The 25,686-nt window shown below is 65.4% G+C and carries 24 protein-coding genes and 2 pseudogenes; 7 read left to right on the top strand and 19 right to left on the bottom strand.

Annotated elements, in window-relative coordinates:
- Positions 1-87 precede the first annotated feature (87 nt).
- Entirely contained in the window at positions 88-237 is a 150-nt protein-coding gene (locus VRZ77_RS11765) for a hypothetical protein (RefSeq protein ID WP_414592844.1), read from the bottom strand.
- A pseudogene (locus tag VRZ77_RS11760) lies at positions 234-1,118 on the bottom strand (aldo/keto reductase). Before VRZ77_RS11760 ends, VRZ77_RS11765 begins: the two are co-directional and overlap by 4 nt.
- A gap of 123 nt (positions 1,119-1,241) precedes the next feature.
- Here VRZ77_RS11760 and VRZ77_RS11755 point away from each other — a divergent pair.
- The gene (locus VRZ77_RS11755) at positions 1,242-2,099 is read left to right on the top strand and encodes a LysR family transcriptional regulator (protein ID WP_414592843.1); all 858 of its coding nucleotides are present in this window, start codon (positions 1,242-1,244) and stop codon (positions 2,097-2,099) included.
- 80 nt (positions 2,100-2,179) lie between these two features.
- Here VRZ77_RS11755 and VRZ77_RS11750 read toward each other — a convergent pair whose 3' ends face one another.
- From VRZ77_RS11750 to VRZ77_RS11710, 9 genes are read right to left on the bottom strand one after another with little or no spacing between them, the layout of a single operon-like run.
- On the bottom strand, positions 2,180-3,163 hold the full coding sequence (locus VRZ77_RS11750) for an NADPH:quinone reductase (protein WP_414592842.1): 984 nt from the start codon (positions 3,161-3,163) through the stop codon (positions 2,180-2,182).
- Between the two features lie 3 nt (positions 3,164-3,166).
- Positions 3,167-4,387, bottom strand: a complete 1,221-nt coding sequence (locus VRZ77_RS11745; protein ID WP_414592841.1) for a CaiB/BaiF CoA transferase family protein — start codon at positions 4,385-4,387, stop codon at positions 3,167-3,169.
- Positions 4,388-4,416: 29 nt separating this feature from the next.
- Positions 4,417-5,220, bottom strand: coding sequence for an IclR family transcriptional regulator (locus VRZ77_RS11740; RefSeq protein ID WP_414592840.1), 804 nt, complete (start codon positions 5,218-5,220; stop codon positions 4,417-4,419).
- A 3-nt stretch (positions 5,221-5,223) separates the two neighbouring features.
- Entirely contained in the window at positions 5,224-6,366 is a 1,143-nt protein-coding gene (locus VRZ77_RS11735) for a thiolase family protein (protein ID WP_414592839.1), read from the bottom strand.
- Positions 6,363-6,782, bottom strand: a complete 420-nt coding sequence (locus tag VRZ77_RS11730; protein WP_414592838.1) for a Zn-ribbon domain-containing OB-fold protein — start codon at positions 6,780-6,782, stop codon at positions 6,363-6,365. The genes VRZ77_RS11735 and VRZ77_RS11730 overlap by 4 nt, the downstream gene beginning before the upstream one ends.
- Before the next feature lie 42 nt (positions 6,783-6,824).
- Positions 6,825-7,607, bottom strand: coding sequence for a short-chain dehydrogenase/reductase (locus VRZ77_RS11725; RefSeq protein ID WP_414592837.1), 783 nt, complete (start codon positions 7,605-7,607; stop codon positions 6,825-6,827).
- Positions 7,608-7,616: 9 nt separating this feature from the next.
- Positions 7,617-9,119, bottom strand: a complete 1,503-nt coding sequence (locus VRZ77_RS11720) for a tripartite tricarboxylate transporter permease (protein WP_414592836.1) — start codon at positions 9,117-9,119, stop codon at positions 7,617-7,619.
- Positions 9,119-9,544, bottom strand: a complete 426-nt coding sequence (locus VRZ77_RS11715; protein WP_414592835.1) for a tripartite tricarboxylate transporter TctB family protein — start codon at positions 9,542-9,544, stop codon at positions 9,119-9,121. The genes VRZ77_RS11720 and VRZ77_RS11715 overlap by 1 nt, the downstream gene beginning before the upstream one ends.
- A gap of 59 nt (positions 9,545-9,603) precedes the next feature.
- Complete coding sequence (locus VRZ77_RS11710; protein WP_414592834.1) at positions 9,604-10,572, bottom strand: Bug family tripartite tricarboxylate transporter substrate binding protein; 969 nt, start codon at positions 10,570-10,572, stop codon at positions 9,604-9,606.
- A gap of 187 nt (positions 10,573-10,759) precedes the next feature.
- Between VRZ77_RS11710 and VRZ77_RS11705 the strand changes: the two genes are divergently transcribed.
- Both VRZ77_RS11705 and VRZ77_RS11700 read left to right on the top strand, forming a co-directional pair.
- Complete coding sequence (locus VRZ77_RS11705) at positions 10,760-11,566, top strand: IclR family transcriptional regulator (RefSeq protein WP_414592833.1); 807 nt, start codon at positions 10,760-10,762, stop codon at positions 11,564-11,566.
- An 80-nt stretch (positions 11,567-11,646) separates the two neighbouring features.
- Positions 11,647-13,017 carry an MmgE/PrpD family protein gene (locus VRZ77_RS11700; protein ID WP_414592832.1) on the top strand — a complete coding sequence of 457 codons (1,371 nt, stop codon included), beginning with the start codon at positions 11,647-11,649 and terminating at the stop codon, positions 13,015-13,017.
- A gap of 75 nt (positions 13,018-13,092) precedes the next feature.
- Here VRZ77_RS11700 and VRZ77_RS11695 read toward each other — a convergent pair.
- Positions 13,093-13,227 (bottom strand): annotated as a pseudogene (locus VRZ77_RS11695) (site-specific integrase); the annotation flags it as partial.
- 328 nt (positions 13,228-13,555) lie between these two features.
- Between VRZ77_RS11695 and VRZ77_RS11690 the strand changes: the two are divergent.
- Entirely contained in the window at positions 13,556-14,062 is a 507-nt protein-coding gene (locus VRZ77_RS11690) for a cupin domain-containing protein (protein ID WP_414592831.1), read from the top strand.
- 683 nt (positions 14,063-14,745) lie between these two features.
- Here VRZ77_RS11690 and VRZ77_RS11685 read toward each other — a convergent pair.
- The 4 genes from VRZ77_RS11685 to VRZ77_RS11670 form a co-directional block, all read right to left on the bottom strand.
- The gene (locus VRZ77_RS11685; RefSeq protein ID WP_414592830.1) at positions 14,746-15,276 is read right to left on the bottom strand and encodes a DoxX family protein; all 531 of its coding nucleotides are present in this window, start codon (positions 15,274-15,276) and stop codon (positions 14,746-14,748) included.
- Between the two features lie 107 nt (positions 15,277-15,383).
- On the bottom strand, positions 15,384-16,661 hold the full coding sequence (locus tag VRZ77_RS11680; protein WP_414592829.1) for a cytochrome P450: 1,278 nt from the start codon (positions 16,659-16,661) through the stop codon (positions 15,384-15,386).
- Positions 16,662-16,757: 96 nt separating this feature from the next.
- Positions 16,758-17,522 (bottom strand): winged helix-turn-helix domain-containing protein, encoded by a 765-nt coding sequence (locus tag VRZ77_RS11675; protein ID WP_414592828.1) that lies wholly within the window; start codon positions 17,520-17,522, stop codon positions 16,758-16,760.
- Between the two features lie 56 nt (positions 17,523-17,578).
- Positions 17,579-19,192, bottom strand: coding sequence for a GMC family oxidoreductase (locus tag VRZ77_RS11670; RefSeq protein ID WP_414592827.1), 1,614 nt, complete (start codon positions 19,190-19,192; stop codon positions 17,579-17,581).
- 124 nt (positions 19,193-19,316) lie between these two features.
- Here VRZ77_RS11670 and VRZ77_RS11665 point away from each other — a divergent pair, with 124 nt between their 5' ends.
- Entirely contained in the window at positions 19,317-20,429 is a 1,113-nt protein-coding gene (locus VRZ77_RS11665) for a GAF domain-containing protein (RefSeq protein ID WP_414592826.1), read from the top strand.
- Between the two features lie 107 nt (positions 20,430-20,536).
- Here VRZ77_RS11665 and VRZ77_RS11660 read toward each other — a convergent pair whose 3' ends face one another.
- Entirely contained in the window at positions 20,537-21,331 is a 795-nt protein-coding gene (locus tag VRZ77_RS11660; RefSeq protein ID WP_414592825.1) for an alpha/beta fold hydrolase, read from the bottom strand.
- 362 nt (positions 21,332-21,693) lie between these two features.
- Here VRZ77_RS11660 and VRZ77_RS11655 point away from each other — a divergent pair, with 362 nt between their 5' ends.
- Together VRZ77_RS11655 and VRZ77_RS11650 are read left to right on the top strand one after the other, a co-directional pair.
- A complete protein-coding gene (locus VRZ77_RS11655; protein ID WP_414592824.1) occupies positions 21,694-22,170 on the top strand; it encodes an Lrp/AsnC family transcriptional regulator in 477 nt (158 codons plus the stop codon).
- A 382-nt stretch (positions 22,171-22,552) separates the two neighbouring features.
- Positions 22,553-24,112: an AAA family ATPase gene (locus VRZ77_RS11650; RefSeq protein WP_414592823.1), complete on the top strand. Its 1,560-nt coding sequence runs from the start codon at positions 22,553-22,555 to the stop codon at positions 24,110-24,112.
- Here VRZ77_RS11650 and VRZ77_RS11645 read toward each other — a convergent pair.
- Positions 24,109-24,771, bottom strand: coding sequence for a DsbA family protein (locus VRZ77_RS11645; RefSeq protein ID WP_414592822.1), 663 nt, complete (start codon positions 24,769-24,771; stop codon positions 24,109-24,111). The genes VRZ77_RS11650 and VRZ77_RS11645 overlap by 4 nt on opposite strands.
- Positions 24,768-25,466 carry an HTH-type transcriptional regulator RutR gene (gene rutR / locus VRZ77_RS11640; RefSeq protein ID WP_414592821.1) on the bottom strand — a complete coding sequence of 233 codons (699 nt, stop codon included), beginning with the start codon at positions 25,464-25,466 and terminating at the stop codon, positions 24,768-24,770. Before rutR ends, VRZ77_RS11645 begins: the two co-directional genes overlap by 4 nt.
- Between the last annotated feature and the right edge of the window lie 220 nt (positions 25,467-25,686).

Here is a 25,686-nt window from a genome sequence, read left to right as displayed (position 1 = left end):
TCGGCAAAGCCACCCAAACCCACCAGGGAGAAGCCACGAAACTTGACCGCCACCTGACCGCCGACCACCATCAGCCCGGGTCAATTCTCAGTGGAAATCCAGGGTCAGTTCTTCGCGGAAATCAACAGAGAAGGTGAAGCGACTTCGAGAAAGCGCATGTGGCCCGATCCACTCCCCATCGGAATAGGTCGGAAGCTTTGAAACAGTCGATCCGAAGCGGATCGTGTTCTCAGTCATCGCGCGCGCGGCGATCCCTCGGGTGGACGTTGGAGCAGCCTCTCGATCTCGAGCATGACGGGCTCGGGGAGCGGGCCTAACGCCATAGCTCCTGCGTTCTCGGTTGCCTGGGCAGCGGACTTGGCTCCGGGAATTGGCAGAATTCCCGGTCCCTTGGCCAGCAGCCAACACAGCGCGCCCTGCGAGCGGACGCCCGGCATCGAAATAGCCCTGCCAGTCCGGGGGCCGACGCGCACGTCCCCTTCTGGCACGACGCGGCCGTCATCGAACTTTCCGGTCAGCACGCCCATGCCGAGCGGCGAGCGAATGAGTTGGGTTAGGCCATGCTCCATCGCCACCCGGCACATGGAAGGCGCATCGAAGAATAGGTTCATGGAATGCTGAACCGTCTAGAAGCCAAGCCTGCACGCCATGGCCCCGGCGCTCGCCGGGAAATCCGTGCTCCAGCCATAGCTGCCGATGGCGCCGGCCGCCACGAAGGCTTCCAGTGTCTCGAAAGCCGGTTCGGCGTCCGCGACCGGGAGATCGTTCAGATGAAGTAGCATGACGTCGATATGATCCCGCCCGAGGCGCCGCAGGCTCTGCTCGACCGACCAGCGCACATAGGCGGGATCGAAGCGCGGCCCCGTCAACTGCCGGGTCTCGGCATCGATCGAATGGCCGAACTTCGAGACGATCACCGTCTCGCCCCGCCGCGCTAATGCCTCGCCGAGAAGGCGCTCGGAATGGCCGGCGCCATAGACCGCCGAGGTGTCGAATACCCTTATGCCATGATCCCAGGCGGCGTGGATGGCGCGCAGGGACTCGGCGTCGTCGGCCCCCGAATAGCCGGCGGCGATGTCGCCGAACCAGAACGGGCCGCCTATGGCCCAGCAGCCCATGCCGATGCGCGGCGCCGTGTGCAGTCTTGATGTCATCTTTCCCGAAGCTCCATTCTGGATCGACCGGGAAAGTGCGACGTCGACGACGATCCGGGCAGTCGCTGGAAATGAAAGGCCGCATTCATGGATGAAACGACGCTCGACTGGTCCGACCTCAGGATCTTTCTGACGGTCGCGCGCGCGGGCGGGCTGGCGGCGGCGGCAAAAGCGATGGGACAGAGCCCGGCGACGCTCGGCCGCCATATCGTCGCTCTGGAGCGTGCCCTCGGCGAGGAGCTCTTCCGCCGCCTGCCGGGCGGCTATGAGCTCACCGAGGCCGGGAAACGACGCCTCTTCCAGGTCGAGGCGGTGGAAGGGCGCATCATCGATATCGTGCGAGCTCCGTCCGAGCGGGACGCAGGATTGCCGATCCGCATTTCAGCCGGAACCTGGATGACTTGGTTCCTGACGAGGCACATTGCCGAACTCGGCACAGCCGGACGGTTTCTCGTCTTCAGCGCCACCGAGGAGCGGCACAATATCGGCCGGCGTGAAACCCTGATCGGCATCCGCAACCAGCGCCCGACCACAGCTGGGCTGGCGGTGCGCCGGACGGCAAAAGTGAGCTTTGCACCCTATGCCTTGAATGACGGATCGGCAGGAGACGGCTGGATCGCCTGCACCGTCGACACGCCGTCGGCCCGGTGGGTTCGCGACCATCGACGGGCGCAGATCCGCATGGAGGTGTCCCATCCGCGCACGCTTCTCGATCTGGCCCTGGCCGGTGCGGGGCAGGTGATGCTGCCGTGCTGCGTCGGCGGGGCCCACGAAGGTCTGGTCAGGACCGGCCCCGTCATTGAAGAGCTGTCACACGAGCAATGGCTGGTCGTTCATGGTGAGGACCGGAACCGCAGCGGCGTGCGCGAGACGATCGACGCCATCGCCGGCCTCATCGTCGCAAAGCGATCGCTGTTCGCTCCGATGGAAGAGGCGTGGCGGTAGAGGCGCGCCAGAAGCGGACATTGGGTGCCTGCCGGGAAACAGACCTTCAGCTAATCCGATGCCCTAAATCGAGTCGAGGATCAGCGGCTCAGGTCAATGACAACCTTACCTGCGCCACCAGCCTCGAGCGCCTCGTGAGCTTCGGCGCATTGATCGAGGGAAAACACCATGCCGACGGCGGCGCGGAGTGCCGAGCTCGCGACGGCCTCCATCACCAGCGCCAAAGCCGCTTCATTGCGCGGCGGCGAGAGCCGGTAGACGTTGAAGCCGTGGATGGAGAGGCCCTTCTGGCGGATATCGCGGATCGGCACCTGCGCCTCGTTGCGCGCGGAGCCATAGGTGGCGATGGCGGAATCGGGTGCGGCGACCGCGACCAGAAAATCCGCGAGGTTCGACAAATCGACGTCGATCGCGAGGTCGATGCCATGCCCGCCGGTGGCGTCGGCGATAAATTTCGCGCCCGCCGGCCCGCTATCCTCGACAATATGCCGGGCGCCGAGGTCGCGGGCGCGCTGACGTTTTGCCGGCGAGCGCACCAGCGCGAACACATTGGCGCCACGTAATGCCGCCAGTGCGACCGCATAGGAGCCGACCGCGCCGCCGGCACCGGTGATCAGGACGTTAAGCCCCCGCACATCGCGAAAACCGCCGACCGCGTGGGCGGCGGTGAGGCCGGGAACACCGATGGTCGCGGCTTCCATGAAGGACAGGCTGTCCGGTATCGCAACGCCCAGTTGCTGCGGCAAAGCAATAAACTCGGCCGCGGTGCCGAAGGGGCGATTTTGCTGGGCGCGATAGAGCAGCACTCGCTGTCCGATCCGGCCTTCCGCCACGCCCTCGCCGACGCCGGTAATGGTGCCGGCGCCATCGCTATGCGGAACGATCCGCGGAAATGGCAGCGCGCGGCCCGGCGCGCCGCCGCGCTGTTTCACATCCGAGGGGTTTACCCCCGAGGCGGCCACGCGGACCAGTATCTCGCCCGGACCGGGCACCGGCGTCTCGATCTCACCGAGCTGGATAACTTCACGCGCCGGCCCCTGCTGGCTATACCACGCCGCCCGCATCGCTCAGGCCTCCACCGGAACCTCGCGGGCCGGCGCCACCGCCCGCTCCTTGATGAGACGGTCGATGGCGGCGTCGCTCAAACCGAGCACATCCTTTAGCACCTCATGGGTGTGTTCGCCGAGCATGGGCGGATAGCCGGGCTCAGGGCCCTTGGTCTCGGCAAAGCGCATCGGGTCGCCCATCACCCGCGCGGTCCGCCCGTCGGAGGTTAGTTCGTAGATCATGCCGCGATGCTGAATCTGCGGGTCTTCCATTACCGAATCCAGCGTGTTGACCACGCTGGCCGGCACCATCTCCTTCTCCAGCCGTTCGACCCATTCGGCGGCATCCGCCGTGTTGAAGGCCGGCTCCAGCAGCGCCCACAGGGCGATGCGGTTGGTGAAGCGCTCGCGATTGGTGAGGAAGCGCGGATCGTCGATCAGCTCCGCCAGACCCAGCACGCGGCACAGCCCCTGCCACATCCGCTCAGTATTGGCGGTAATCACCACTTGCCGGCCATCGCGCGCGATGAAGGAGCGATAGGTCGAGATCGAATCGTGCCCGCTGCCCTGCCGACCCGGCACTTGGCCAGAATGCAGGAAATAGGCGGCCTGATAGGTCAGCATCGCCGCCTGGCAATCCAGCATGGCGATGTCGATCGCGTCGCCGCGCGAGGTGCGCTCGCGCCGGAACAGCGCGGAGAGAATGCCGATTGCGGCATACATGCCGGCGACGATGTCGCCAATCGGGAGCCCCGAGCGTACCGCCTTGCCCTCGGGCTCGCCGGTCAGGCTCATGCCTCCGGAAAGCGCCTGCACGATCATGTCGTAAGCCGGCTTGTCGCGATAAGGCCCGGTCTGGCCGAAGCCGCTGATCGAGCACCACACCAGTTCCGGGCGCTCGGCCCGTAGCTTCTCCTGATCCACGCCGAGCTTGGCCATGATGCCCGGCCGGAAATTTTCCACGACGACGTCGCAGCTGGCGATGAGCGCGTTGAGCACTTCCTGTCCGGCCGGCGTCTTCAAATCGACCGCGAGGCTCTTCTTCGAACGGTTCACCGCGATGAAATAGAGACTGTCCTTGCCGACGAAATGAGGCGGAATATGCCGGGCGAGGTCGCCTTCCGGCGCTTCGGCCTTGATCACCTCCGCGCCGAGATCGGCAAGGATCTGCGTGCAATAGGGACCGGAGAGAAACTGTGTGAGGTCGAGCACCTTGATGCCCGCCAGCGGTGCGTCCTTCATCCTGCGTCTCACTCCCACAATCTGTTGTCTTAGCCGGCACGCGACATCAGCCGCGCGGCGGCGGCCTTGAGGATGGCGATGTAGACGTCGCCGTGAACCGGCACGAAGCGCGCGGCCGGTATGGTCAGCCCGATCGAGCCGATCACCGTGGAACCGCTGCCGCGCACCGGCACGGCGATGCCGACCGCGCCGGCCACCTTCTCGCCGCGCGTCAGCGCATAGCCGCGCGAGGCGACTTCGGTGAGCTTTTCGCGCAGCCGTGCTTCGTCGAATGCTTCGCCGGAGGCCGATGGCTTGTGCGGCCGGTCAATCGCCGCCTGCTGCTCGCGGGCGCCGAGAAAGGCGAGGATGGAAAGGCCCGAGGCACCCCATACCAATGGCAGCCGCACATACATGTCGATTTCGTAGCGCAGCATGTGCGGGCTGTCGGACTTCGCCGCGAAGATCATCGCGGCATGGCTGGGCTGGTAGAGCGAGAGCAGCGCGGTCTCGCCGCTCTCCCGGCTGAGATCGGTGAGCATCGGTACGGCGAGGCGCGGCAGGTTCTCCTGGCTGAGGATGCGGTTGGAGACCCGCAGCCATTCCAGCCCGGCGCGATAACGCCGCCGTTCCGGGTCGCGCTCGACATAGCCTTCGGCGCTGAGCAGATCGAGCAGCCGGTGGGCGGTGCTCATCGGCAGATGCAGCGCGTCCGAGACCTGCTTGACGCCGACTTCGCCGCCGGCATCGGCAATGGTGCGCAGCACGGCCAGCGCACGGGCTACCGTGCCGCTGGCATCTAACCGTGAGGCCGGCGGCTGGTCGTGGACGAGCTCGATCGAGGGGCGCGCCATGGTTCAGGCCCGCGCAAAGATGTGGATGGCGCAGGCGCCGTGATCGAAGCCGGTGATGCCGCCGCCCGTGGCGTGGCTGAGTCCGATCCGCGCGCCCTCGACCTGACGGGCTCCAGCCTCGCCGCGCAGCTGTCGAACGATCTCGACCGCCTGCGCCGCGCCGGTGGCGCCGATCGGGTGGCCCTTGGCGAGCAGGCCACCCGACGGATTGACGGCGATGCGGCCGTTAATCTCGGTCTCGCTGTCGGAGATCATCCGCCCGGCCTCGCCGCGCCCGCAGAAGCCGAAGGCCTCGTAATAGAGCAGTTCGGCGATGGAGAAGGCGTCGTGCACTTCGGCGACGTCGATATCCTCCGGCCCGAACCCGGCTTCCTCATAGGCTTCATGCGCGCCGCGCACGGTGATTTCCGGGATCGTCATGTCACGATAGCCCGGCGTGAAACGGCCGGAGGTGAGGTCGGAAGCCAGCACCTTGATGGCGCGATTGCCGAGCTGGGCGGCGATCTTCTCGCTGGCGACGATGAGGGCTGCCGCGCCGTCGCCGGTCGGGCAGCATTGCAGCAGGGTGAACGGATCGGCGACCGGGCGCGAGGCCAGCACCTGCTCGATGGTTACCGGCTCGCGCATCTGCGCGTCCGGGTTCAGCGCACCGTTCTTGCGGTTCTTCACCGAAACGCCGGCGAGCTGTTCCGGCGAAAGCTCGTAATCATGCATGTAGCGCTTGGCGCGCATGGCATAGAGCGCGGGCATCATCATGCCCTGGCTGACGTCCCAGTCCTCCATTTCGAGGGGGAGCGTGCCGCCACCGAACTTGGTCAGCTTCTCGACGCCGAGCACCAGCACCACATCGTGCTGGCCGGCGCGTACGGTGGAAACTGCCTGCCGCAGTGCACTGGAGGAAGAGGAGCAGGCATTCTCGATATTGGTGACGGGAATGCCGGAGAGGCCGATATGGCCGAGCACACGCTGGCCGGTCATCATGCCGCCGAAAGTGGTGCCGCAGAACGCGGCGTCAATCCTGCGCGGGTCGATCCCGGAATCCTTGATCGCCGCCTTCACCGCCGGCCAGGCGAGATCGACCACGGTGCGCTGGGGGAACTTGCCGAACGGAACCATGCCGATCCCGATCACATAGGCCGCGCTCATTGCTCCGTCTCCCCGGCTGCGAACATGTAGGTGTTGATGGCCTCACCCTCGGCGGTGGTGCCGACCTGGCCGAGGGTGAGATGGACCGGGCCGCCGATGGTCAGCTCCGCCGAATTGCGCAGATGCGAGAACAGCCGCACTCCGTCGGGCAGGTCGACATAGCCAACGGTCAGCGGCTTGTGCCATTGCGCCGGTCCGACATGGACCTGGGTAAAGCTGTAGAGCGTGCCCTCGGAGGGCAGCGGCGCGTCAATGATGTCCTCGCTCATGCAGGCACAGCACACGATGGTCTTCGGGAACATGTGGGTGTGGCACTCGCGGCACTCGCCGCCGACCAGCACCGGCCGACCTTCAGCGCCCAGCGAGGCGGCGCCACCGGGCAGCCACATCGAGCGGGATTGGGGAGGAGAATTCATCGCGGCATCCTCATGATCGCATGTTCTCGGGTCGGGTCCGGCTCACTCGCTCGGCGGCCGATAGGTCAGGCCGCCATCGAGGGTGAGCGTGGTTCCGGTGATGTAGGCGGCGCGCTCGGAGGCGAGGAAACAGGCGGCGTCCGCCACTTCGTCAGGATGAGCCGGGCGGCCGAACGGGTAGCTCTTGGTGAGTTCGCGCCAGCGCGCGGCATCGCCGAGTTTCTCGGCGGCGGTCTTTTCGAGGCGCTTCTGCAAGCGGTCGGTCAGCACCGGGCCGGGGTTGATTCCGACAACGCGGATATTGTCGGCCGGGCTCACCGAGCCGAGCGCGCGGGTGAAGGCAATCAGCGAGGCATTGCCGGTGCTGCCGACGATGAAATGTCCGTTCACCCTTTCGCCGGCATAGCCGATGATGTTGACGATCGCTCCGCCGCCGCGGGCCTTCATGTCGGCATAGATCACCCGCGACATGCGGATGGTGCCGTGAACTTTGAGCGACCACCCCTCCTGCCACTGCGCGTCCGACACATCGACGAGATGGCCATGGGCCGTCGAGCCGGCATTGTTAATGAGGATGTCGAGCCCGGCATGCCGGTGCGCCAGCGCCTCGGCCTCCTCCAGCTTCGACAAATCGACCACTTCGGTCGTGACCTCGACACCATGGCGCGCGGTGATTTCCGCACGAGCGGCCTCCAGCGCTTCGGCCGAGCGTGCGGCGAGCACCAGATGGCAACCCTCGCCCGCCAGCGCCTCGGCGATCGCCCGGCCGATGCCGCGCGAGGCGCCGGTGATGAGGGCGCGCTTGCCCCTGAGATTGAGGTCCATGGCGCGCTCCTAGCTGGCGACGGCCGCGCGCCGCGCCCGGAAGTCGAGGGCGAGGGCGACGATGACGAGAATGGCGGAAAGGATGAGCAGCACCGCGCTGATCGGGCTTTCGATGAACACAGCCGGGCTGCCATCCGAAAGCTGCAGGGCGCGGCGCAGATTTTCCTCGATCAGCGGGCCGAGGATGAAGGCGAGCAGAAGCGGCGTCGGGTCATACTCCAGCTTCATCAGCAGATAGCCGAACACGCCGAAGCCCATCATCAGCAGCACGTCGAACACCGAATTGTGGACGCTGAACGCCCCGATGCAGCAGAACACCAGGATCATCGGCGCCAGCACCCGGTAAGGCACGGCGAGCAGTTTCACCCAGAGGCCGATCAGCGGCAGGTTGATCACCAGCAACATGACGTTGCCGACCCACATGCTGACCACGATGCCCCAGAACAGTTCGGGCTGGGTGGCGATGACATGCGGGCCCGGCGTGATGCCCTGGATCAGCAGAGCGCCGCCCATCAGCGCCATCACGGCATTGGAGGGGATGCCGAGGCTGAGCAGCGGGATGAACGAGGCCTGCGCGCCTGCATTATTGGCGGCTTCCGGCCCGGCGACACCCTCGACCGCGCCGCGGCCAAACTGCTCGGGGTGCTTGGAGAACTTCTTCTCGACGGCATAGGAGCAGAAGGAGGACAGCACGCCGCCGCCGCCCGGCAACATGCCGAGGAACATGCCAATGCCGGTGCCCCGCAGCATGGAAGGCAGCGCCTGACGCATCACCTTGCGGCTCGGCAACAGCCGCTCGATCTTGCGGGTGATGATCTCGCCATCGGTGCCGTGGGCATAGTTGGCGATGATCTCGGAGATGCCGAATAGGCCCATGGACATCGCGACGAAGCTAATGCCGTCGGAGAGCTCGGGAATACCGAACGTCATGCGCGGCTCGGCGGTGATCAGGTCGGTGCCGACCATGCTGAGCAGGAAGCCGGCCATCAGCATGATCAGCGCTTTAAGCATCGAGCAGCGCGAGAGCACGATAACGGCGAGCAGGCCCAGCACCATCAGCGCGAAATAATCCGGTGCCCCCAGCCATTGCGTCGCCACCGTCAGCGCCGGTCCGAAGAAGGCGATGGCAAAGGTGGTGAGGCAGCCCGCGATGAAGGAGCCAATGGCGGCGAGCGCCAGCGCTTCACCGGCCCGTCCCGCCCGCGCCAGCGCGTATCCGTCGAGACAGGTGATCACCGAGGAGGCTTCGCCCGGCAGATTGACTAGGATCGCCGTGGTCGAGCCGCCATAATGCGCGCCGTAATAAATGCCGGCGAGCATGATCATCGCGGAGGTCGGCGGCAGGCCGAAGGTGATCGGCAGCAGCATGGCGATGGTCGCCACCGAACCGATGCCGGGCAGCACGCCGATTAAGGTGCCGAGCAGTGCACCGACAAAGCACAACAGCAGGTTCTCCGGCGAGAACGCCGCGGCGAAACCGATCGAGAAGTTGGAGATGAGAAGATCAAGCATCACATCGCCACCGGAAGCTGGAGCAGATAGACGAAGAGGAAGCCGACCAGCGCCGCCATGCCGACGGCGACCAGCGCAACCTCCTTCCAGCGAAAATCGCTGATCGACAGCGCGCAGATCACGACGACCGCGACGGTTGCAGTCAGCGCCCCTGCCGGCTTCAGCAGCAGCGCGAAGGCGATGCCGGATAGGATGACCATCACCGGCGCGCGCAGGCCGACCGGCTCCATCCGTGCGGCCCCGGCCATCAGGCCGGAGACCATCAGGATGACCGACAGGAGGGCGAGCCCTCCCGCCGCGAGGAACGGGAAGAAGCCCGGTCCCATGCCGTCGGCATTGCTGAACTCAAGGCCTCGTCCGTCGTAGTACAGAGCGCCGGCCACGAGCAGCATGACGAGACCGGCGAGGAAATCCCTCGAAAACATCGGCAAATGTCCCAACCATCACGGGAAATCTGGAGCGAAGTCGTCAGGCGGCGTGCCGCCTATTCCGGGCTCGCGCGCAGCACGGCGGCCCAGCGGGAAATGTCCTTGTTGAGGTAGGTGTTGAGATATTTCGGGCCGAGTTCCGGCGGTGCGATCAGGCCGAGCTGCACGAAGCGCTTCTTGACCTCTTCGTCCTCCAGCGCCGCCTTGATCGCGACGTTCAGCCGGTCGATGACCGCCGCCGGCGTGCCCTTCGGCGCATAGAGCGCGGTCCAGCTCGACGCCTCATAGCCCTTGAGGCCGAGTTCGTTGAAGGTCGGCACGTCCGGAACCAGAGTGGAGCGCTCACTGGTGCTCACCGCAATCGGGCGCACTTCGCCGGACTGGATGTGCGGCGCGAACATCGTCACCGTGCCCAGCATGATCGAGATGCGGCCGGTGAGCAGGTCATTCAGCGCCTGCGGAGTGGTGCGGTAGGGGATGTGCTTGAACTGCACGCCCGCCATGCTCTTCACCAGCTCGGCGGCGAGATGCGCACCGCTGCCGCGGCCATTGGAGCCGAAGGTGAGCTGGTTGGGGTGCTCCTTGGCGTAAGCGAGCAGCGAGTTCAGATCGGTGATCGGCAGGGTCTTCACGACGGTGAGGATCAAAGGGACGCCGGCGAGCAGCGAAACGCTCTGCAGATCCTTTTCCACATCGATGCCGGCTTTGGGATAGAGCTCACCGACCACCGAATGCACCGAGCCGTTGACCAGCAGCGTGTAGCCGTCGGGGGCCGCTTTTGCGACCTGCGAGATGGCGATGGTGCTGCCGCCGCCGGGCTGGTTCTCAATCACCAGCGGCTGACCCAGCGTCTTCGTCATGTGTTCGCCGAGGATGCGGGCGATGAGATCGTTGATGCCGCCGGCGCCGGAGCCGACCAGCACGTTGATCGGTCGGGTGGGATAGTCCGCGGCGATAACCGGGGCGGCGAGCGTCGCGAATACAGCGGCGACGGCTCCGAGCCGCGCCAATGATTTCAGCTTCATGACTGGCGTTCCTACCTAAGCGTTTTGCCCGGGCCTGATGGCCTCTTGGTATTCATTCCGTTTATCGGAATATGTTATTATTTTATGATTTGAATTTCCTCATCGGCAAGTGTGCGCCTCCTGCTTCGGCGGTCGAAGACGATTATTATGAGAGGAGATTTCGTTTACCGGGATATGTGGTCCATCGATGCCGAAGACTGTCTCTCCTGCTGTTGCGGAGCCGGCATCCGAGCCCGACGCCAAGCTGTCGGCTTTGGGGAAGGGTTTGGCGATCGTCCGGGTCGTGTCCCGTTCCAATGGGCCGGTTCACGCCAACATGCTGGCGACAACGCTAGGCCTGAGCATTCCCACCACGCACCGCGTGCTGGCCGAGCTGGAAGCGCTTGGCTGGCTCAGCCGTGCGCCGGGCGGTCGCGGTGTGGTGGCCGGGCCGGAACTTCTGATGACCATGGCGCTGGTCGCCGGCCGCGACGGCTTCGCTGCCGGCCTGCGCGCCGCCATGCGCCAGCTCGTCGAGGAAACCGGCGAGACCGTCTGCGTCAGCATGATCGACCGTCGCAGCGTCAGTCTTGTCGTGGTGGCAGTGGAAGAGCCCCGTCGGCCGTTGAGCTATCGGCTGCTACCCGGCGAAGCCTCACCGCTTTATGCCGGGGCCAGCGGCAAGGCTGCGCTCGCATCGCTCCCCGCGGATGAGGCTCGGCAACTCCTCGCCGATCATGATCTGACGCCGCTCACGGCGGCGACGGTCGTGGATGCTGAAACGCTGCACACCCAGCTCGACGATATCCGCCGCGAGGGCTTTGCCATTTCCCATGGCGAAAGGCTCGCCGGCGCGGTCGGCCTTGCCGTGCCGCTGCGCAGCCGCGACGGCTTCGGCTTCGGCTCGCTGCTGCTCACCATTCCCGAATTCCGCTTTCATGCGGAAGCCGCGCCGGAACTGGTGCGCACCGTGATCGCCTATGCCCGCCGGATCGAGGATTTCCTCGTGTCCTGACCACGCATCTCGTCGGGCGATCCAATCCTATCAACGCCAAACGCCGCCCGGCGCTGTCCAAAAACATTGAGGAAACGCAGATGAAACGCGACGCCGTAAGCCCCGTTACCCTTCAGCTCAGCAATTACATGGCACAGGCCGCGCACCAGCCCCTGCCGCCGGCGGTGGCCGAGCGCGCCGTGCTGCACATACTCGACACCCTGGCCTCGATGATTTCCGGCGCGGAGCTTCCTGCCGGTGAGCGCAGCCTCGACTATCTCGCGGCGCTGCCCGGTCAACCGGTGTGTTCGGTGGCGGGCCATGCCGCCAAGGTCGGCCCGATGGAGGCCGCGCTCGCCAACGGCATGCTGGCCCATGCCGACGAGACCGATGATTCCCATGCGCCTTCGCTGTCCCATCTCGGCTGCGCGGTGGTGCCTGCCGCGCTTGCCATCGGCGAGTGGAAGGGCGTCAGCGGCGAAGCGTTCTTGCGCGCCGTTGCGCTCGGCTATGATGTCGGCTCGCGTGTGACCATGACGCTCGGGGTCCGTCGTTTCTTTGCTGATGAACATAAAAGCACGCACAGCGTCGCCGGCCTGTTCGGTGCCACAGCTGCAGCCGGCAGCCTCGCCGGTTTCCATGATCGGCAGATGCGCTGGGCGTTGGACTATGCCGCCCAGCAATCCTCCGGCATCGCCGCTTGGCAGCGCGACCCCGACCACATCGTCAAAGCCTTCGTGTTCGGCGGCATGCCGGCGCGCAACGGCACGGCGGCGGCGCTGATGGTCAGCGCGGGCTTCACGGCCGTGGAAGACCCGTTCTCCGGCAACGATAATTACTTTCTGGCCTATGGGCCGAACTGCGATCCGGCGGGGCTGATCGACGACCTTGGCCGGCATTTCGCCATCGCCCATTCCAACATCAAGAAATGGACGGTCGGCTCGCCGATTCAGGCCCCGCTCGACGCTGCCGAGGAATTGCTGCGCGAGCATGATTTCGCGAGCGCCGACGTGACGCGGATCGTGGTGGAAATCGGCGATCGCGAGGCGACGGTGGTGGATAATCGCGACATGCCGGCGGTCTGCGTCCAGCATATGCTGGCGGTGATGCTGATCGACCGCACCGCCACCTTTGCCTCGATCCATGACGAAGCGCGCATGCAGGACCCGGAAGTGCGGGCGCTCCGCAGCAAGGTGGAGCTGATCGCCAGCGAGGAACTGGGCCGCCGTCTGCCGCGCCGCGAAGCCAAGCTGACCATCGAGCTCGCCGATGGCCGCGTTCTGTTCAAGCATATCGAGGCGGTGCGCGGCACCTCGGACAATCCGATGTCGCGGGCGGAGATCGTCACTAAGGCGCGCGAATTGATCGAGCCGATCCTCGGCGCCGAGAAGTGCGAGAGGCTGATCGAGACGACGCTCAACCTGTCCACACTCGACGATGTATCGAAGCTGGGAAATCTGCTTCGTGGATAGAGAACGGCGGTCCCGACAACAGTTGCTCCGGCGCCATCGTCAGAAAGTAGTCGCTAGCACCATCACCACAGTTCCCCGGTCGTAGTTGCAGGAGCTGCCATCTTGCCGCGCGTGGTTCTGAAGCCGGTCGCGGATTTCCCTGGTAACGCCGGCCTTGCCCGCGATCATCTTGAACATCCGGCGCATATCCCGGTCGGGGGCACGCGGGATCGCGATCTGCCCGGTGTACGATGCGGACATGAGCCATTGGCTGGCCTGCTGGGGCACGCCATGGCAGTCGTCAGCTTCAGGAGCGACTTCGTGCTCCGATGAGGCGGCAGCACTAGCGACAGGCATCGGCATCTGGCAGGGGCGCTTTATGGCGCAGTCGGAATGGCGTCGACGCGTGAGGTCGGCACCCTGAAGCGCCCCCGTGCCGAAAGCCCTTCGGTAGGCCACGGTTCTAGCATGCGCGCGTGATGGGGAGATTCAGCCCCAAGTGCTTCAACGGAAAATGGACTTATCGCCGATGAATGTTGAGGGCACACAGGACCAGACGATGAGCGAGCATTCCCACGACCATCCGCATGAGCATGAACACGTGGCGGACCATTGGAAACATAACGGCGTACGCGTCATCAAGGGCGACCGGCTCGACGCCAACACCGCGCAGACGCCGGGCATGTACCGGCAGGCCGCGATCAACCATGCCCGCGTCGGCGCCCAGAAGATCTGGGCCGGCACCGTCACTATCCAGCCCGACGCCAAGACTGGTGTGCACCATCACGGTGCGCTGGAAAGCGTGATCTATGTGGTGCGCGGCCGCGCGCGTATGCGCTGGGGCGAGCGACTGGAATATGTCGCCGAGGCCGAGGCGGGTGACTTCATCTTCGTGCCGCCCTTCGTGCCGCATCAGGAGATCAACGCCGATCCCGACGCGCCGCTCGAATGCGTGCTGGTCCGTTCGGATAACGAAGCGGTGGTGGTGAACATTACCGATGTCGACCCCGTAGAGAAGCCGGAGGCGGTCTACTGGGTCGATCCAATCCACAAAGCACCGGCGTGAGCCTAAGCGGCTCGCCCGCTCCAGTTTCCTGCAAGACACAAAGCCTCGCGGTAGCGGGGCTTTTGTCGTTTTGGGGTTTCGCGATTTCACGTGCGAAAAAGTGAACCGTCGATGACGTTGCCCCTCCGGGATAATCCAGCTTGAAGTTCGTTCTGGCCCATCGAGAGGACCAGAGCATGGGGCGCAGCCGCTTTACGGAAGAGCAGATCGTCGGGTTTCTGCGGTCTGATCCGGCACGGCGCGGGTGAGCCATGTTGGCCATGCGACCGGAACACCGCCAAAGCTCAAGCGTTGACTCACACGCCTGCCTTTCCGCAGATGGATGTTGCCTTGCAACAAGCCAGGCTGGTTTGGCAAGACGCCGTCGCGCCGTTCGGCGGCGCCACCGCAGCGCCATAGACGACGACACGACCGGCCATCAGCAGGGCCGTGGCCGATCGTGTAACGCTGCTCGACAGCGAAGATGGAGTCCTCGCGGCGACCTCCCGGACAGGGCGATTCAGTCAAGGGATCGTCGTGACGATGCATAGGGTGCAAGCCGACAGTCCCAGCCCGAACAAGGTTTTAGGCTCCGATCGTATCGCTGGCTTTGGACGGGGCTTTGTCAGGGCATGACGATTTCCTCTGCCGCCAAACACGAGGCATGTCGTTCTTGGCTTGCATCGAGACGAAGAGCCGTCCCTTCAAAACCAGAAGTAGTTCCCATCCGACGGCACGTTCTTGCGCCCATCCCGAGCTTGCACATCCCGGTCGAGAGTGATGCGCTCCTGTAGATCGTTGCCACTCGAATGAGCGCGATCCTTTCGACGGGCGGGCGCGGCTCCCGCGCGTGGCGATGACAGAGCAGCGGCAGCGATCAGCCCGCCGATGAGGCCGACATGTTCGCTGGCCGTATGGAAGGCGATGGTGCGGAACGGTTCTTCTGCGATCGACCAGAAATGGTGCACCAGCGGTATGGTGAGCGAGGTGAACAGCACCAGCGTGGCGGTGCCGCACCAGACAAATCGGCCCGAGACGAGCATGGCCGATCCGCCAAGCTGGACCGCGATGGTCGCAAGGTTGAACAGGATCGCGGGCTCAAGGCCGAAGCGTGCCATCTCGGAGACGGCAAGGTCAAAGTGGATGCTCTTGGCTACTCCGCTGATCCAGAAGGGACAGGTGACGAGAAAACGTGCAAGGACGACAAGCGCCGGGGTGCCGAAGATCGGATTCATCTGGTTTTCCGTGAGAAGAGCGCGGCGAGGGGCGACGGATCGGACCATCGGCGCGTTGTTGCGGGATCGATTAAGCCGTGCCGCATGTGTCGAAGGCGTCGCAGTGACTAGGCTGCGAAGCGTTCAGGGATGCGGACCATGAGCTCGGTATAGCCGTGCCCGAAGGTGGACGAGGTCGTGACCGGCGCCTGGACCACTTCGATGCGCGGGATGCGCCGCAGGATCTCCTCCCAGAGGATCTTCAGCTGTAGATCGGCCGCGCGTGCTCCAATGCACCGGTGAATTCCCGCGCCGAAGGAAAGATGACGCCGTGCATTGGGCCGCTCGATCCGGAAGTCGTCGCCGCTCTCGAACACGTCCTCGTCCCGGTTCGCCGAGATGTACCAGAGGATGACCTTGTCGCCTTTGCGGATTTGCTGCCCGCGAAGGGGCACGTCACGCATGGCCGTGCGGCGCATATGGGCGACAGGCGTCTGCCAGCGCAGAACCTCGGGCGTGAGGGCGGTCAGCAACTCGGGACGAGCTTTCAGCTTCTCGCGTTCTTCTGGAAAGCGATCGAAGGCGACGACGCTGCCGCTGATCGCGTTCCGGCTGGTGTCATTGCCGCCGACGATCAGCAGCACGAGGTTTCCGTGGAGTTCCGTGCGCGACATGGCGCGCGTTTCGGGGCCCGAGGCCAGCATGGAGAGCAGGTCGTCTCCCTGCGGGTTTTTCAGCCGTTCCTCCCAGATGGCGTCGAAGGCCGAGAAGCATTCCTGCATCACCTTGAGCTTGTCGGCGAGGGTCGGAAAAGCCGCGCTGCCGGGGAGCGAAACCATCGCGTTCGACCAGCGGATCAGGTCGCGCGATCGCTCCCGTGGCACGCCGAGCAGCGAGGCCAGCGTGCGCGCCGTCAACTCGATGGAGACCTTGTCCACCCAGTCGAAAGGTTCGCCGACCGGCAGTTCGCCCACAATCTCTGCCGACCAGTCACGCAGCTGCTGCGCGAGGTACTGCAGGCGCTCGGGAGAAAATGCCGGCGCGACAGCCTTTCGTTGCGCCGCGTGTCGGGGCGGGTCCATCGCGATGAAAGAGGGCAGGAACTGCGGGTCATCGGGACGCGACGTGATCGTGATGCCGCCATTGGCGTGCTCCGAAGAGAACGTGTCCGGATCCAGTTCGATCGCCTCGATGTCGCTATGCTTGGTGATGGACCAGTAGGACCCGAACAGCCCGTCGGCGCAGTGGTGAACAGGCGCCTCCCGTCGCAGTCTTTCAAAGCAGCGGAACACTCTGCCGCTTTGAAAAAGCTCCGGCCGCGCGACGTCCAGTTTGTGCAGCGGGATTGAGAGAACGTCGGGCGCGCAAGCCGCCTCGCTTGCGATGCTGTTGATGCTGGTACTCATAAGGCACTCCATGTTGGAGGAGCACCGATAAGCGGCCTGTTCGTCGATATGGCTTCAGCGCGGTGGAGAATGACGACGGATGAAATATGCACGTCGCTAGAACAAGGGCTCGACCTCCGCATCCAGCAGGTAGCCCACGCCCCTCTCGGTGCGGATCGGCTGCGGCGCGCTCGCGTTCGGCTGAAGCTTCCGTCGCAATCTGAGCACCTGCCCGTCAATGCTCCGGTCGAAGATGTCCTCGTGTGGGCGAGTGGCCCGCATGAGCTGCACACGGGAGAGCACCTGCCGCGGCGCCTCCAGGAAGGTGCATAACAACGTATATTCATTGCGCGTGAGGTCGACGACGCGGCCGGACGGATCGGTGAGCGTTCGGGTGCGGCGCCGAAGCTCCCAACCGATGAAGCGCCAGCCACCCGGGCGGTTCTCGGCATCGAAGAAGCGAGAGCGTCCGATGCGACGCAGAATGGCGCGGCCGCGGGCCAGCAACTCGCGCGGACTGAGCGGGGCGGCGAGGACGTCGTCGGCGCCCAGCTCCAGCCCGACGACACAGTCGATCTCGTCCTGCCGGTTTCGGGTGATCATGATGATGGGAAGCTCAGACACCGCCCGCACGCGGCGCAGCGCCTCGAAGCCATCGACGGGGTCAAGCTGTGCGTCGAGAACCAGAAGGTTGAACCGCTCGGACTGGAGCCGCCCCACCGCCGGCACGCGGTCCGCGCCGACGACGCGGCATCCGTGCTCCCGCAAATAGGTCGTGACGTGGCAACGCAGGGTCTCGTCCGACGTCACCATCATCACATTCAGGCCACGGAACGGCTCGGAATGGTCGAGCCTTTCGAGCGAAGCGGAATCATGCAGCACGGATCGATCTCGCGGCATCGCCGGGGCGCCTCCTACCGGCTGCCCCGGCTCACAACTCATAGGTCGTGGGTCTGACGGATTGCCTGGGCAGCGCGCTCTCCGATGATGGCGCAGGGTGCCTGCGTGTTTCCGGTTGTGACGCGCGGCATGATGGAGGCGTCGGCAATACGCAGTCCTGTGACGCCGTAGACCTTGAGAGTACCGTCAACGACTGACATCGCGTCCCGTCCCATCTTGGCTGTGCAGCTCTGGTGCCAGTAGGTGACGGCTGAGTCGCGGATGAACTGCTTCATCGACTCGCCCTTCAATGGCCCCGGAAGGACCTCGCCGCTTACCAGCGGTCCGAAAGCCCGTGCGTTTCCGAGTTCGCGGCAAAGCTCGACGCAGGCGATTGCGGCGTCCATGTCCGCCGGCGCCGACATCATGTTGGCGTCGATCTCGATGCCGGACGAGGGATCGGATCCGGTCAGGCGCAGCCGCCCTCGGCTCGCGGGGCGGGCAAGTCCGGCGAACATCGTCCAACCGTGCTCGGGCACGCCGCGCGCCGCGGTACGCTCGCTCGGCACCGGGAATTCCACCTGGCAGAACAGCAGGTCGGGGGCGTCGAGCTCCGGACGCGTCTTCCAGTACAGCTTGGCCTCGTTTCCGGTATTGCGCGGCGCGATCGGCTCGCGCGTGCCCCAGATGCAGCAGAACGCGACGTGGTCCTGAAGATTGCCGCCGACCCCGGGCAGATGCTGGATAACGGGGATGTCGAACCGCTCAAGCTCGGAGCGATCGCCAATCCCCGAATGCATCAGCACCTTCGGTGTGTGCATCGCGCCAAGCGAAAGAATCACCTCGGAGGTGGCGCCGATCGTCAAGAGGTCGCCATCGCGAAGCGCCTCGATCCCAACGGCGCGCCGACCCATGAACAGCACCCGGCGAACCGTCGTGCCAGTCAGAACCGTGAGGTTGGGCCGGTCCATGAACGGGTAGGTATAGGCACGGAACAGCGAGTTGCGCCGACCGTCCTTGACCAGCATGTCGGTGATGGCGGCGCCGCCGGCGCCCTCCATCATTGCGCCGTTGGGATGATCGTAGCGGGGAATGCCGATCTCGGTCGCGGCGTCGAGCATCGCGAGCGCGATGGGGCTGGGGTCCTGCGCGGGCTGTACCCATACCGGGCCCGAGCTTCCGCGGTATTGCGGGTCCGGCTTGCCCTGCCAGTTCTCGATCCGGCGATAGGTATCGAGCACGGCGTCATAGCCCCAGGAATCGTCACCGCTTTCCTTGGCGAAGAAGTCCCAGTCGCTGCGATGGCCGCGGGCCCAGACCATGACGTTGATGCTGGAGCCGCCGCCGAGGCCCTTGCCCATCGACATCGGCAGGGTCCGGCCATCGAGATGCGGGTTCGGGGTTGCCTGGAAGCCCCAGTCGCGCTCGCTGCCCAGATTGTGTGGCCACATGGAAGGGTTGCGGACGCTCTCGGCATCATCGTCGCCGCCCGCCTCCACGAGGAGGACCTGCACCGCCGGGTTCTCGGCGAGCCGTCGCGCCACGACCGAGCCGGAGGAGCCGGCGCCGCAGACGATGAAATCATAGCGCCGCTGGAGCTTCGAACGCAGCCGCTGCTGATTGTCGGCGGCGGTCGCGGCGAAGTCTGCGGCTTCGGTGTGCTGGGACGTCATTCCAATTCCTCCTGATGTGCGGAGGGGTAAGTATCAAATTTATCATTTCTATCAAATATGACTTTGTGCTAATATCCTGTTTGTGGGTTATGACCCGTGCCGCTCAAGCTCTATCGGGACCGCGATGATCGACGCAGAGAAGGACATCCTCACCACCGCCGATACGGCTCGGCTGCTCGGTGTGTCGGTGCGTACGGCGCAGCTGCTCATCGAGGGCGGCACGATTTCGTCATGGAAGACGCCCGGCGGGCATCGCCGGGTCTATCGCGCCGACGTCATGGCTTTGATCGACAATAAGGGCGCGACCTCCGAGGTGCTCCGCGCGTCCGCAGCGGTCGTGGTCATCGCATCAGCTGAGCGTCTGGCGACCTATCGCAGGCTTCTGGACCAGGTGCCGGAATGCGCGGCCGAGCTGTTCGACGATGTCATGGCCGCGATGGTCATGATCGGCGCCTTGAAGCCGCATACCGTGCTCGTTGATCTGGCTGGCGCCGACGATCACCACCTGCCGCTTCTGGAGAGTCTCGCCGGCAATGCGCAACTTCTGTACAGCCGCATTGTGGCAATCGGCGACCCGCCCAGTCCGCCATTACCCTCGCGGGTCACACTCCTGCGCGAGCCGGCCGAAGCGGTGGCGACCCTGCGCGGATGGCTCTCGGATGGCGAGGTCGCCGCCATGGCTCAGGAGGGCCTGGCGTTTCCGATTGCGCTCAACGAGCGGCAACGGCTGGTCGCGTTGGAGCGCACGGGCCTGTTGGATACGCCGCCCGAAGAAGCGTTCGACCGGCTCACCTGGCTCGCCGCCCAGAGTCTTGAGGCACCGATCGCCCTGATGACGCTGCTGACGCAGACGCGGCAATGGTTCAAGTCGCGGATCGGGCTCGAACTGCCCGAGACGCCGCGCAGCTGGGCCTTCTGCAACCACACCATCCTGCAGAAGAAGGTGTTCTCCGTCTCGGACCTCTCCAGCGATCCGCGTTTTGCGGATAACCCCGCCGTGGCCGGGGAGCCCGGATTCCGCTTCTATGCGGGCGCGCCGATTCTGGACGGCAACGGCTTTGTCGTCGGCTCACTATGCGTCATCGACAGGAAGCCGCGCGACTTGAGCGAGCGCGAGGCGCACGCGATCGAGGCGCTTGCCGCGCTCGCCTCCGATGAAGTCCGGCTGCGGGCGATCGATCGCCAGTTGCGCCAGACCTTGCAGGCACGCGAGCGAGGCGCCGGCAGCAGAAGCTGAGACCGCATGCGGGATGCGCGCGCTATGGAAACGAGCGTTTTCATCATCGGCTCGCAAGGATCCGGCAGGAAGGCAAACGTGCTCTCCTTCTGCCGACCCCCTGCTCCTCACTGCGCCTTGGCGCTGACCGACCGGGCTGCCTCGTCGATGACGTCGGCGACGACCTTGGGCTGTGTCATGAAGACCGCATGGCTTGCGGGGACCTCGGTGATCTTCGCCCCGATGCGCTTGGCCATGTGCTGCAGCATGCGCTGGTCGAAGGCTTTGTCGTCGGTGGCGATCACCGCCCAGCTCGGATTGCTGCGCCAGGCGGCTTCGGTGAGCTTCGTCCCGAAGACGGACATGGCGATCGGCACCTGCGAGTCGCGCATGAAACCGGCGTCGGAATCGCTCGCATCGGCGGCAAAGCCGGCCTTGAAGTTCTCCGCCTTCACATAGCCGAACCCGTCATTGCCGACGTCGAGCACGAATTCCGGCGGGGTGGTGAACCCCTCATATTGCTGGGCCGTGGTCTCGCCCTTGTCGGGGGACAGGGCTGAAACATAGACGAGGCCGGACACCTTCGGATCGACGCCCGCCTCGGTGATCACCGTCCCGCCCCAGCTGTGCCCCACGAGGATCGCCGGGCCGTCCTGCCGGGCCAGCGCCCGCTTGGTCGCCGTGACGTCGTCGGCCAGCGAGGTCAGTGGGTTCTGCACGATGGTGACTCGATAGCCGCGCTGGGTCAGCTGGTCATAGACGCCGCGCCAGCCCGAGCCGTCGGCAAAGGCGCCGTGCACGAGTACGACATTTTTGACAGCCTGCGCGTCCGGGATCCGATCGGCTGAATGGACGAGTGTCGCCGACGCAAGGGATGCGGCAGCGGCAGTAGCAGCGAGAAGGCCTGTCTTAATTGCAGCCATGTAGAAGTTCCTTCCAATAGAAGACGCCAGCTAGAGCAAGGCCGTCAAAAACGAGGAGTTTGGAGGTGCCGTTGTGTGGCAGGCGTGCAAAGGCATCGCCGCAGCCCTTCGTCAGGCGACGCAAACAATCAAACGCTTGCGAGGGCTTATTTTTCGGTCGCCGAAGGCGAACGAGGAGAGGGAGATTAGGCGGTCAGATCAGGAGCTCTCGTTCTCACGCGGCGATCTCATTTGAGTTACGTTGCGTCGTCAGAAATACCCGATCTTGGGCGAAAGGTGCTCTCGTAGTTTTCTCAAAAATTATGATAATTTTGGAGAAAGACCCCTTAGAATGGCCGTCTTGTCGCGTTTTTGGTTTGAAAATGAAAGAAACTTCCAAGCCCACCTTCGATCGGATAGACGTCAAAATCCTGCGCGCCCTTCAGAACGATGGAAGGCTAAGCAATGCGGAACTGGCAATGCAGGTGAACGTCAGCCCGGCGACGTGTCACAGACGGACGCAGCGCCTGTTCGAGAAGGGATTTATCACGGGCGTTCGAGCCGATCTGGCGCCGGCAATGGTGGGCCTGGGCACTCTCGTGATGGTCGGCGTTGCACTGGACCGAGCTGCCCCGGAGCATAGGCTGGCATTCGAAGAGGCGGTTCTCAAGATGAAAGAGATCATCGACTGCCTCCTGGTGGCGGGCGAGTTCGACTTTCTACTGAAAATTCGATGCCGTGACATGGAGGACTTCAACAGGTTGCAGGGAGAGAAATTGATAGCCCTTCCCGGTGTCCGGCAGACACGGACGTTCTTCGTCATGAAGTCGGTCAAAGAGAACGCACGCCTGCCGTTCTGAGGTCGCGGGCTCGCTTTGATAGTAGGATGCGACGTCGCCAATTTCCTCGCCTGGAAATCGCAGCAAGCCGCTGCATCCTATGTTCAAGGCTGAGCGCTGGTCCTGGAGGCATATGCTCTGCGGTCACCTGAAGGGTTCGATGCCTATCGCTCTGGGGTGGCTGCTGAGGCCGATGCTCGGAGAGCCGTCCATCTATCTGCTCATCGCGCCGATCCGCCGAGCGAGGTCGCCCGGACAGTCGCGCCCGGCGCTCGGTCAAACCTGTTGCGAAACTCCCTGAGGAAGCTGCTGGCGTTCTTGGAGAGCGCACAACCATCAACACAGCGGCGGCCGGGCGCGCTAGTCTCGCTCACCAGCCCGCAGGGCCGCCCGGGAGCCGCGAATGACCGACGCCACCCATGTCGTCGCCGACCAGTCGGCGGTGTTCGACCTGCTGGCGGCGCCACCGACTCACGGCATTGCCGGCGACGTACGCCGGATCGATACCCATGGCGCGGTCGTGTTCCTCGCCGGTGAGGACGTCTACAAGGTCAAGCGCGCCGTGCGCTTCGACTTCATGGACCTGTCGACGCTGGAGAAGCGCCGCGCCGCCTGCGCCCGCGAAATCGCGGTGAATGCGGCGAATGCGCCGGATATCTATCTCGGCCTCGTCGCCGTCACCCGCGAAGGCGCGGGCCTCGCGCTCGGCGGGGCGGGCGAGCCGGTGGAGTGGGCGGTGCATATGCGCCGCTTCGACGAAGAGATGACCTTCGACCGCCTCGCCGCGCGGGGTGAACTCACCCGTGAGCGGCTGTCGCGTCTCGCCGCCGCCATCGCCGCCTCCCACGCCCGCGCCCCGCGTCATGAGGAGGTGGCTTCCGCCGCCGAACTGGCGCGGGTGGTGGCCGATAATCAGGCCGGGCTCGCCGAGCGGCCGGAGCTGTTCGCGCCGGACGCGGTGGCGGAACTGGGCGCGGTGTGCCGGCAGGCGCTGGAGCGGCTCGGGCCGCTGCTTGAGGCGCGCGCACGGGCAGGGGAGGTGCGGCGCTGCCATGGCGACCTGCATCTGCGCAACATCGTGGAGGTCGGCGAGCGCGTGGTGCTGTTCGATGCGCTGGAATTCTCCGAGCGGCTGGCGACCACCGACCGCGTTTACGATCTCGCCTTCCTGCTGATGGACCTCGCCGAACGGGGCCTCATCGCCGAGGCGAATCTGGTGTTCAACCGCTATCTGGCGCAATGCCGCGAGGGGGAGCCGCTGGGCGGCCTGCCGGCGCTGCCGCTGTTCCTCGCGCTGCGGGCGGCGATCCGCGCGCAGGTGACGGCGGCCGGCGCCGACCATCTCGACGGCGCACGCCGCGCGGCCGCGCACAAGGAGGCACGCGACTATCTCGCCTTCGCGCATGTCGCGCTCCAGCCGGCGCCGGCGGAACTGGTGGCGGTGGGCGGACTGTCCGGCACGGGCAAGAGCACGCTGGCCGCCGCGCTGGCGCCGGGGATCGGGCCGCTGCCCGGCGCGGTGCATCTGCGCTCGGATGTCGAGCGCAAGCGGCTCATGGGCGCGCCGGAATTCGAGACGCTGCCGGAGGCCGGCTATGCGCACGCGATCACCGCGCAGGTCTATGAGCGGCTGCGCGAACAGGCGCGGGCGGTGCTCGCCGCCGGTCATGGCGTGATCGTCGACGCCGTGCACCAGCGCCCGGAGGAGCGCGCGGCGCTGGAGCAGGTGGCGCGGGTCTGCGGCGCGCGCTTTCGCGGCCTGTGGCTGGAGGCGCCGCTCGACGCGCTGGCGGCGCGGGTGAGCGCACGACGCGGTGATGCCTCCGATGCCGGCGAAGAGGTGGTGCGCCAGCAGGCGGCGCGCGCTATCGGCCCGCTCGACTGGGTGCGTGTCGATGCGGGCGGCCGGCCGGACGAGGTTCTGGCGCGGGCGCGCGCGGCGCTCGACGCCTCGGGAGATTAATTCTCGCTGGCGCGCTTGCGGGCGTCGGCCACAACGTCCTTGAAGCCCTGATAGTCCAGCGAGGCCGCCACCTTGTAGGGGCCGACCAGATAGACCGGGGTGCCGGGAAGCTGGAGCGCCTCGGCCTGCTCGTTGTTGCGCACGAGTATGGCGCCGATTTCCTTGGCGTTGGCGTCGAGATCGGCGGAGAGGCGCGCAAGGTCGACGCCGGCCGCCTTTAGCGCGGCGCTCATCTTGGCGTCGTTCATGGAACGGCTGGGCAGGGCGATCAGCGCCTTGTGGGCGGCCTGATACTTGCCCTGATAATGGGCGGCCAGCGCCAGTTGCGCGGCCGAGACCGAGCTTGCGGCCAGGATCGGCCAATCCTTGTAGACGAGGCGGATCTTGCCGTCCTCCTTCACCAGCTTCTCCAGCGCCGGCGAGGACTGCTTGCAGTAGCCGCAATTGTAATCGAAGAACGCGACAATGGTGACGTCGCCCTTGGGGTTGCCGCCGGTCGGGGTCTTCGGGTCGTACAGCAGGGCCTGCACGTCGAGCGGCGGAGCCGCGGAGGGCTGGGCGGCGGGCGGCTCGCCCTGCGCGGCCCAGGCGGTGGGCGCGGCGAGCATGGCGAGCAGCGTGGCGGCGATCGCGGAAGCCAGCAGGTGGCGACGGTTCATGGCGTGCTCCTCGGCCCGTCCGCGGGCAGGGTGGGCGTGTCGGGGCGGGTGCGGATGCCGTCGAGGATGATGCGCTGGATGTTCAGCGCGGCCTGGTCGGCGAACTCCTCGTCGTCGAGGCCGGTGCCGAGCACGGCGTCGATCTGTACCGCGAAATCCGCGTAATGCTGGGTGGTCGCCCAGATCGAGAAGATCAAATGATGCGGGTCGACCGGGGCGAGCTTGCCCTGCGCGGTCCAGTTGCGGATCATCGCGGTCTTGGCGTCCACCAGCTCCTTGAGCGAGGTGCGCAGCTCGGGACCGAGCAGCGGCGCGCCCTGCACGATCTCCAGGCAGAACAGCCGCGAGGCCTCCGGGTGGGTGCGCGAGAACAGGATCTTGCGCCGGATATACTCGCCGATGCCGAGCACCGGATCGCTGTCGGGCTCCAGCCCGCGCAGCGGGTCCAGCCACTGGTCCAGCAGCCGGCTCAGCACGCCGACGTAGATATCTTCCTTGGAGGCGAAATAATAGAACAGGTTGGTCTTGGAGACCGCCGCGTCCTCGGCGATCTGCTCCACCGTGGTGCCGAGCAGCCCGTAGCGCGAGAACAGGCCGAGAGCGGCATCGAGGATTGCCGTGCGCTTGGCCTCGATCTGCTTGAGCCGGCGCGGAGTCTTGGTGCCGGCGGCCGGCGGCTTGCTGCGGTCCGTCACCTTGGCGGGCCGGGCGACCAGCCGGGAGCGTTGACCCGTTCTGCCATCCGTCGATGCGGCTCGTGTCAAAGGCGATGCTCCGGAACCCCGTTCCCATCGTGACATGGCATGGAAATACTTTGCATCGCAATATGTCGGCGCGCGTCGCGGCGCATCTTGCCAACGCGCGCCGGCTATTTCCGCTACGATGACCGCAGATTCGCAAACAGTCCCGGACCCG

This window comes from Ancylobacter sp. G4_0304, from assembly GCF_047501495.1.
Classification (GTDB): Bacteria; Pseudomonadota; Alphaproteobacteria; order Rhizobiales; family Xanthobacteraceae; genus Ancylobacter.
This window is presented reverse-complemented; position numbering and strand designations above follow the sequence as displayed.

What these genes read in the sequence shown, in the direction of transcription:
- VRZ77_RS11765 (WP_414592844.1), bottom strand. Translation starts at nt 237, where the DNA reads ATGACTGAGAACACGATCCGCTTCGGATCGACTGTTTCAAAGCTTCCG.
- VRZ77_RS11755 (WP_414592843.1), top strand. Translation starts at nt 1,242, where the DNA reads ATGGATGAAACGACGCTCGACTGGTCCGACCTCAGGATCTTTCTGACG.
- VRZ77_RS11750 (WP_414592842.1), bottom strand. Translation starts at nt 3,163, where the DNA reads ATGCGGGCGGCGTGGTATAGCCAGCAGGGGCCGGCGCGTGAAGTTATC.
- VRZ77_RS11745 (WP_414592841.1), bottom strand. Translation starts at nt 4,387, where the DNA reads ATGAAGGACGCACCGCTGGCGGGCATCAAGGTGCTCGACCTCACACAG.
- VRZ77_RS11740 (WP_414592840.1), bottom strand. Translation starts at nt 5,220, where the DNA reads ATGGCGCGCCCCTCGATCGAGCTCGTCCACGACCAGCCGCCGGCCTCA.
- VRZ77_RS11735 (WP_414592839.1), bottom strand. Translation starts at nt 6,366, where the DNA reads ATGAGCGCGGCCTATGTGATCGGGATCGGCATGGTTCCGTTCGGCAAG.
- VRZ77_RS11730 (WP_414592838.1), bottom strand. Translation starts at nt 6,782, where the DNA reads ATGAATTCTCCTCCCCAATCCCGCTCGATGTGGCTGCCCGGTGGCGCC.
- VRZ77_RS11725 (WP_414592837.1), bottom strand. Translation starts at nt 7,607, where the DNA reads ATGGACCTCAATCTCAGGGGCAAGCGCGCCCTCATCACCGGCGCCTCG.
- VRZ77_RS11720 (WP_414592836.1), bottom strand. Translation starts at nt 9,119, where the DNA reads ATGCTTGATCTTCTCATCTCCAACTTCTCGATCGGTTTCGCCGCGGCG.
- VRZ77_RS11715 (WP_414592835.1), bottom strand. Translation starts at nt 9,544, where the DNA reads ATGTTTTCGAGGGATTTCCTCGCCGGTCTCGTCATGCTGCTCGTGGCC.
- VRZ77_RS11710 (WP_414592834.1), bottom strand. Translation starts at nt 10,572, where the DNA reads ATGAAGCTGAAATCATTGGCGCGGCTCGGAGCCGTCGCCGCTGTATTC.
- VRZ77_RS11705 (WP_414592833.1), top strand. Translation starts at nt 10,760, where the DNA reads ATGCCGAAGACTGTCTCTCCTGCTGTTGCGGAGCCGGCATCCGAGCCC.
- VRZ77_RS11700 (WP_414592832.1), top strand. Translation starts at nt 11,647, where the DNA reads ATGAAACGCGACGCCGTAAGCCCCGTTACCCTTCAGCTCAGCAATTAC.
- VRZ77_RS11690 (WP_414592831.1), top strand. Translation starts at nt 13,556, where the DNA reads ATGAGCGAGCATTCCCACGACCATCCGCATGAGCATGAACACGTGGCG.
- VRZ77_RS11685 (WP_414592830.1), bottom strand. Translation starts at nt 15,276, where the DNA reads ATGAATCCGATCTTCGGCACCCCGGCGCTTGTCGTCCTTGCACGTTTT.
- VRZ77_RS11680 (WP_414592829.1), bottom strand. Translation starts at nt 16,661, where the DNA reads ATGAGTACCAGCATCAACAGCATCGCAAGCGAGGCGGCTTGCGCGCCC.
- VRZ77_RS11670 (WP_414592827.1), bottom strand. Translation starts at nt 19,192, where the DNA reads ATGACGTCCCAGCACACCGAAGCCGCAGACTTCGCCGCGACCGCCGCC.
- VRZ77_RS11665 (WP_414592826.1), top strand. Translation starts at nt 19,317, where the DNA reads ATGATCGACGCAGAGAAGGACATCCTCACCACCGCCGATACGGCTCGG.
- VRZ77_RS11660 (WP_414592825.1), bottom strand. Translation starts at nt 21,331, where the DNA reads ATGGCTGCAATTAAGACAGGCCTTCTCGCTGCTACTGCCGCTGCCGCA.
- VRZ77_RS11655 (WP_414592824.1), top strand. Translation starts at nt 21,694, where the DNA reads ATGAAAGAAACTTCCAAGCCCACCTTCGATCGGATAGACGTCAAAATC.
- VRZ77_RS11650 (WP_414592823.1), top strand. Translation starts at nt 22,553, where the DNA reads ATGACCGACGCCACCCATGTCGTCGCCGACCAGTCGGCGGTGTTCGAC.
- VRZ77_RS11645 (WP_414592822.1), bottom strand. Translation starts at nt 24,771, where the DNA reads ATGAACCGTCGCCACCTGCTGGCTTCCGCGATCGCCGCCACGCTGCTC.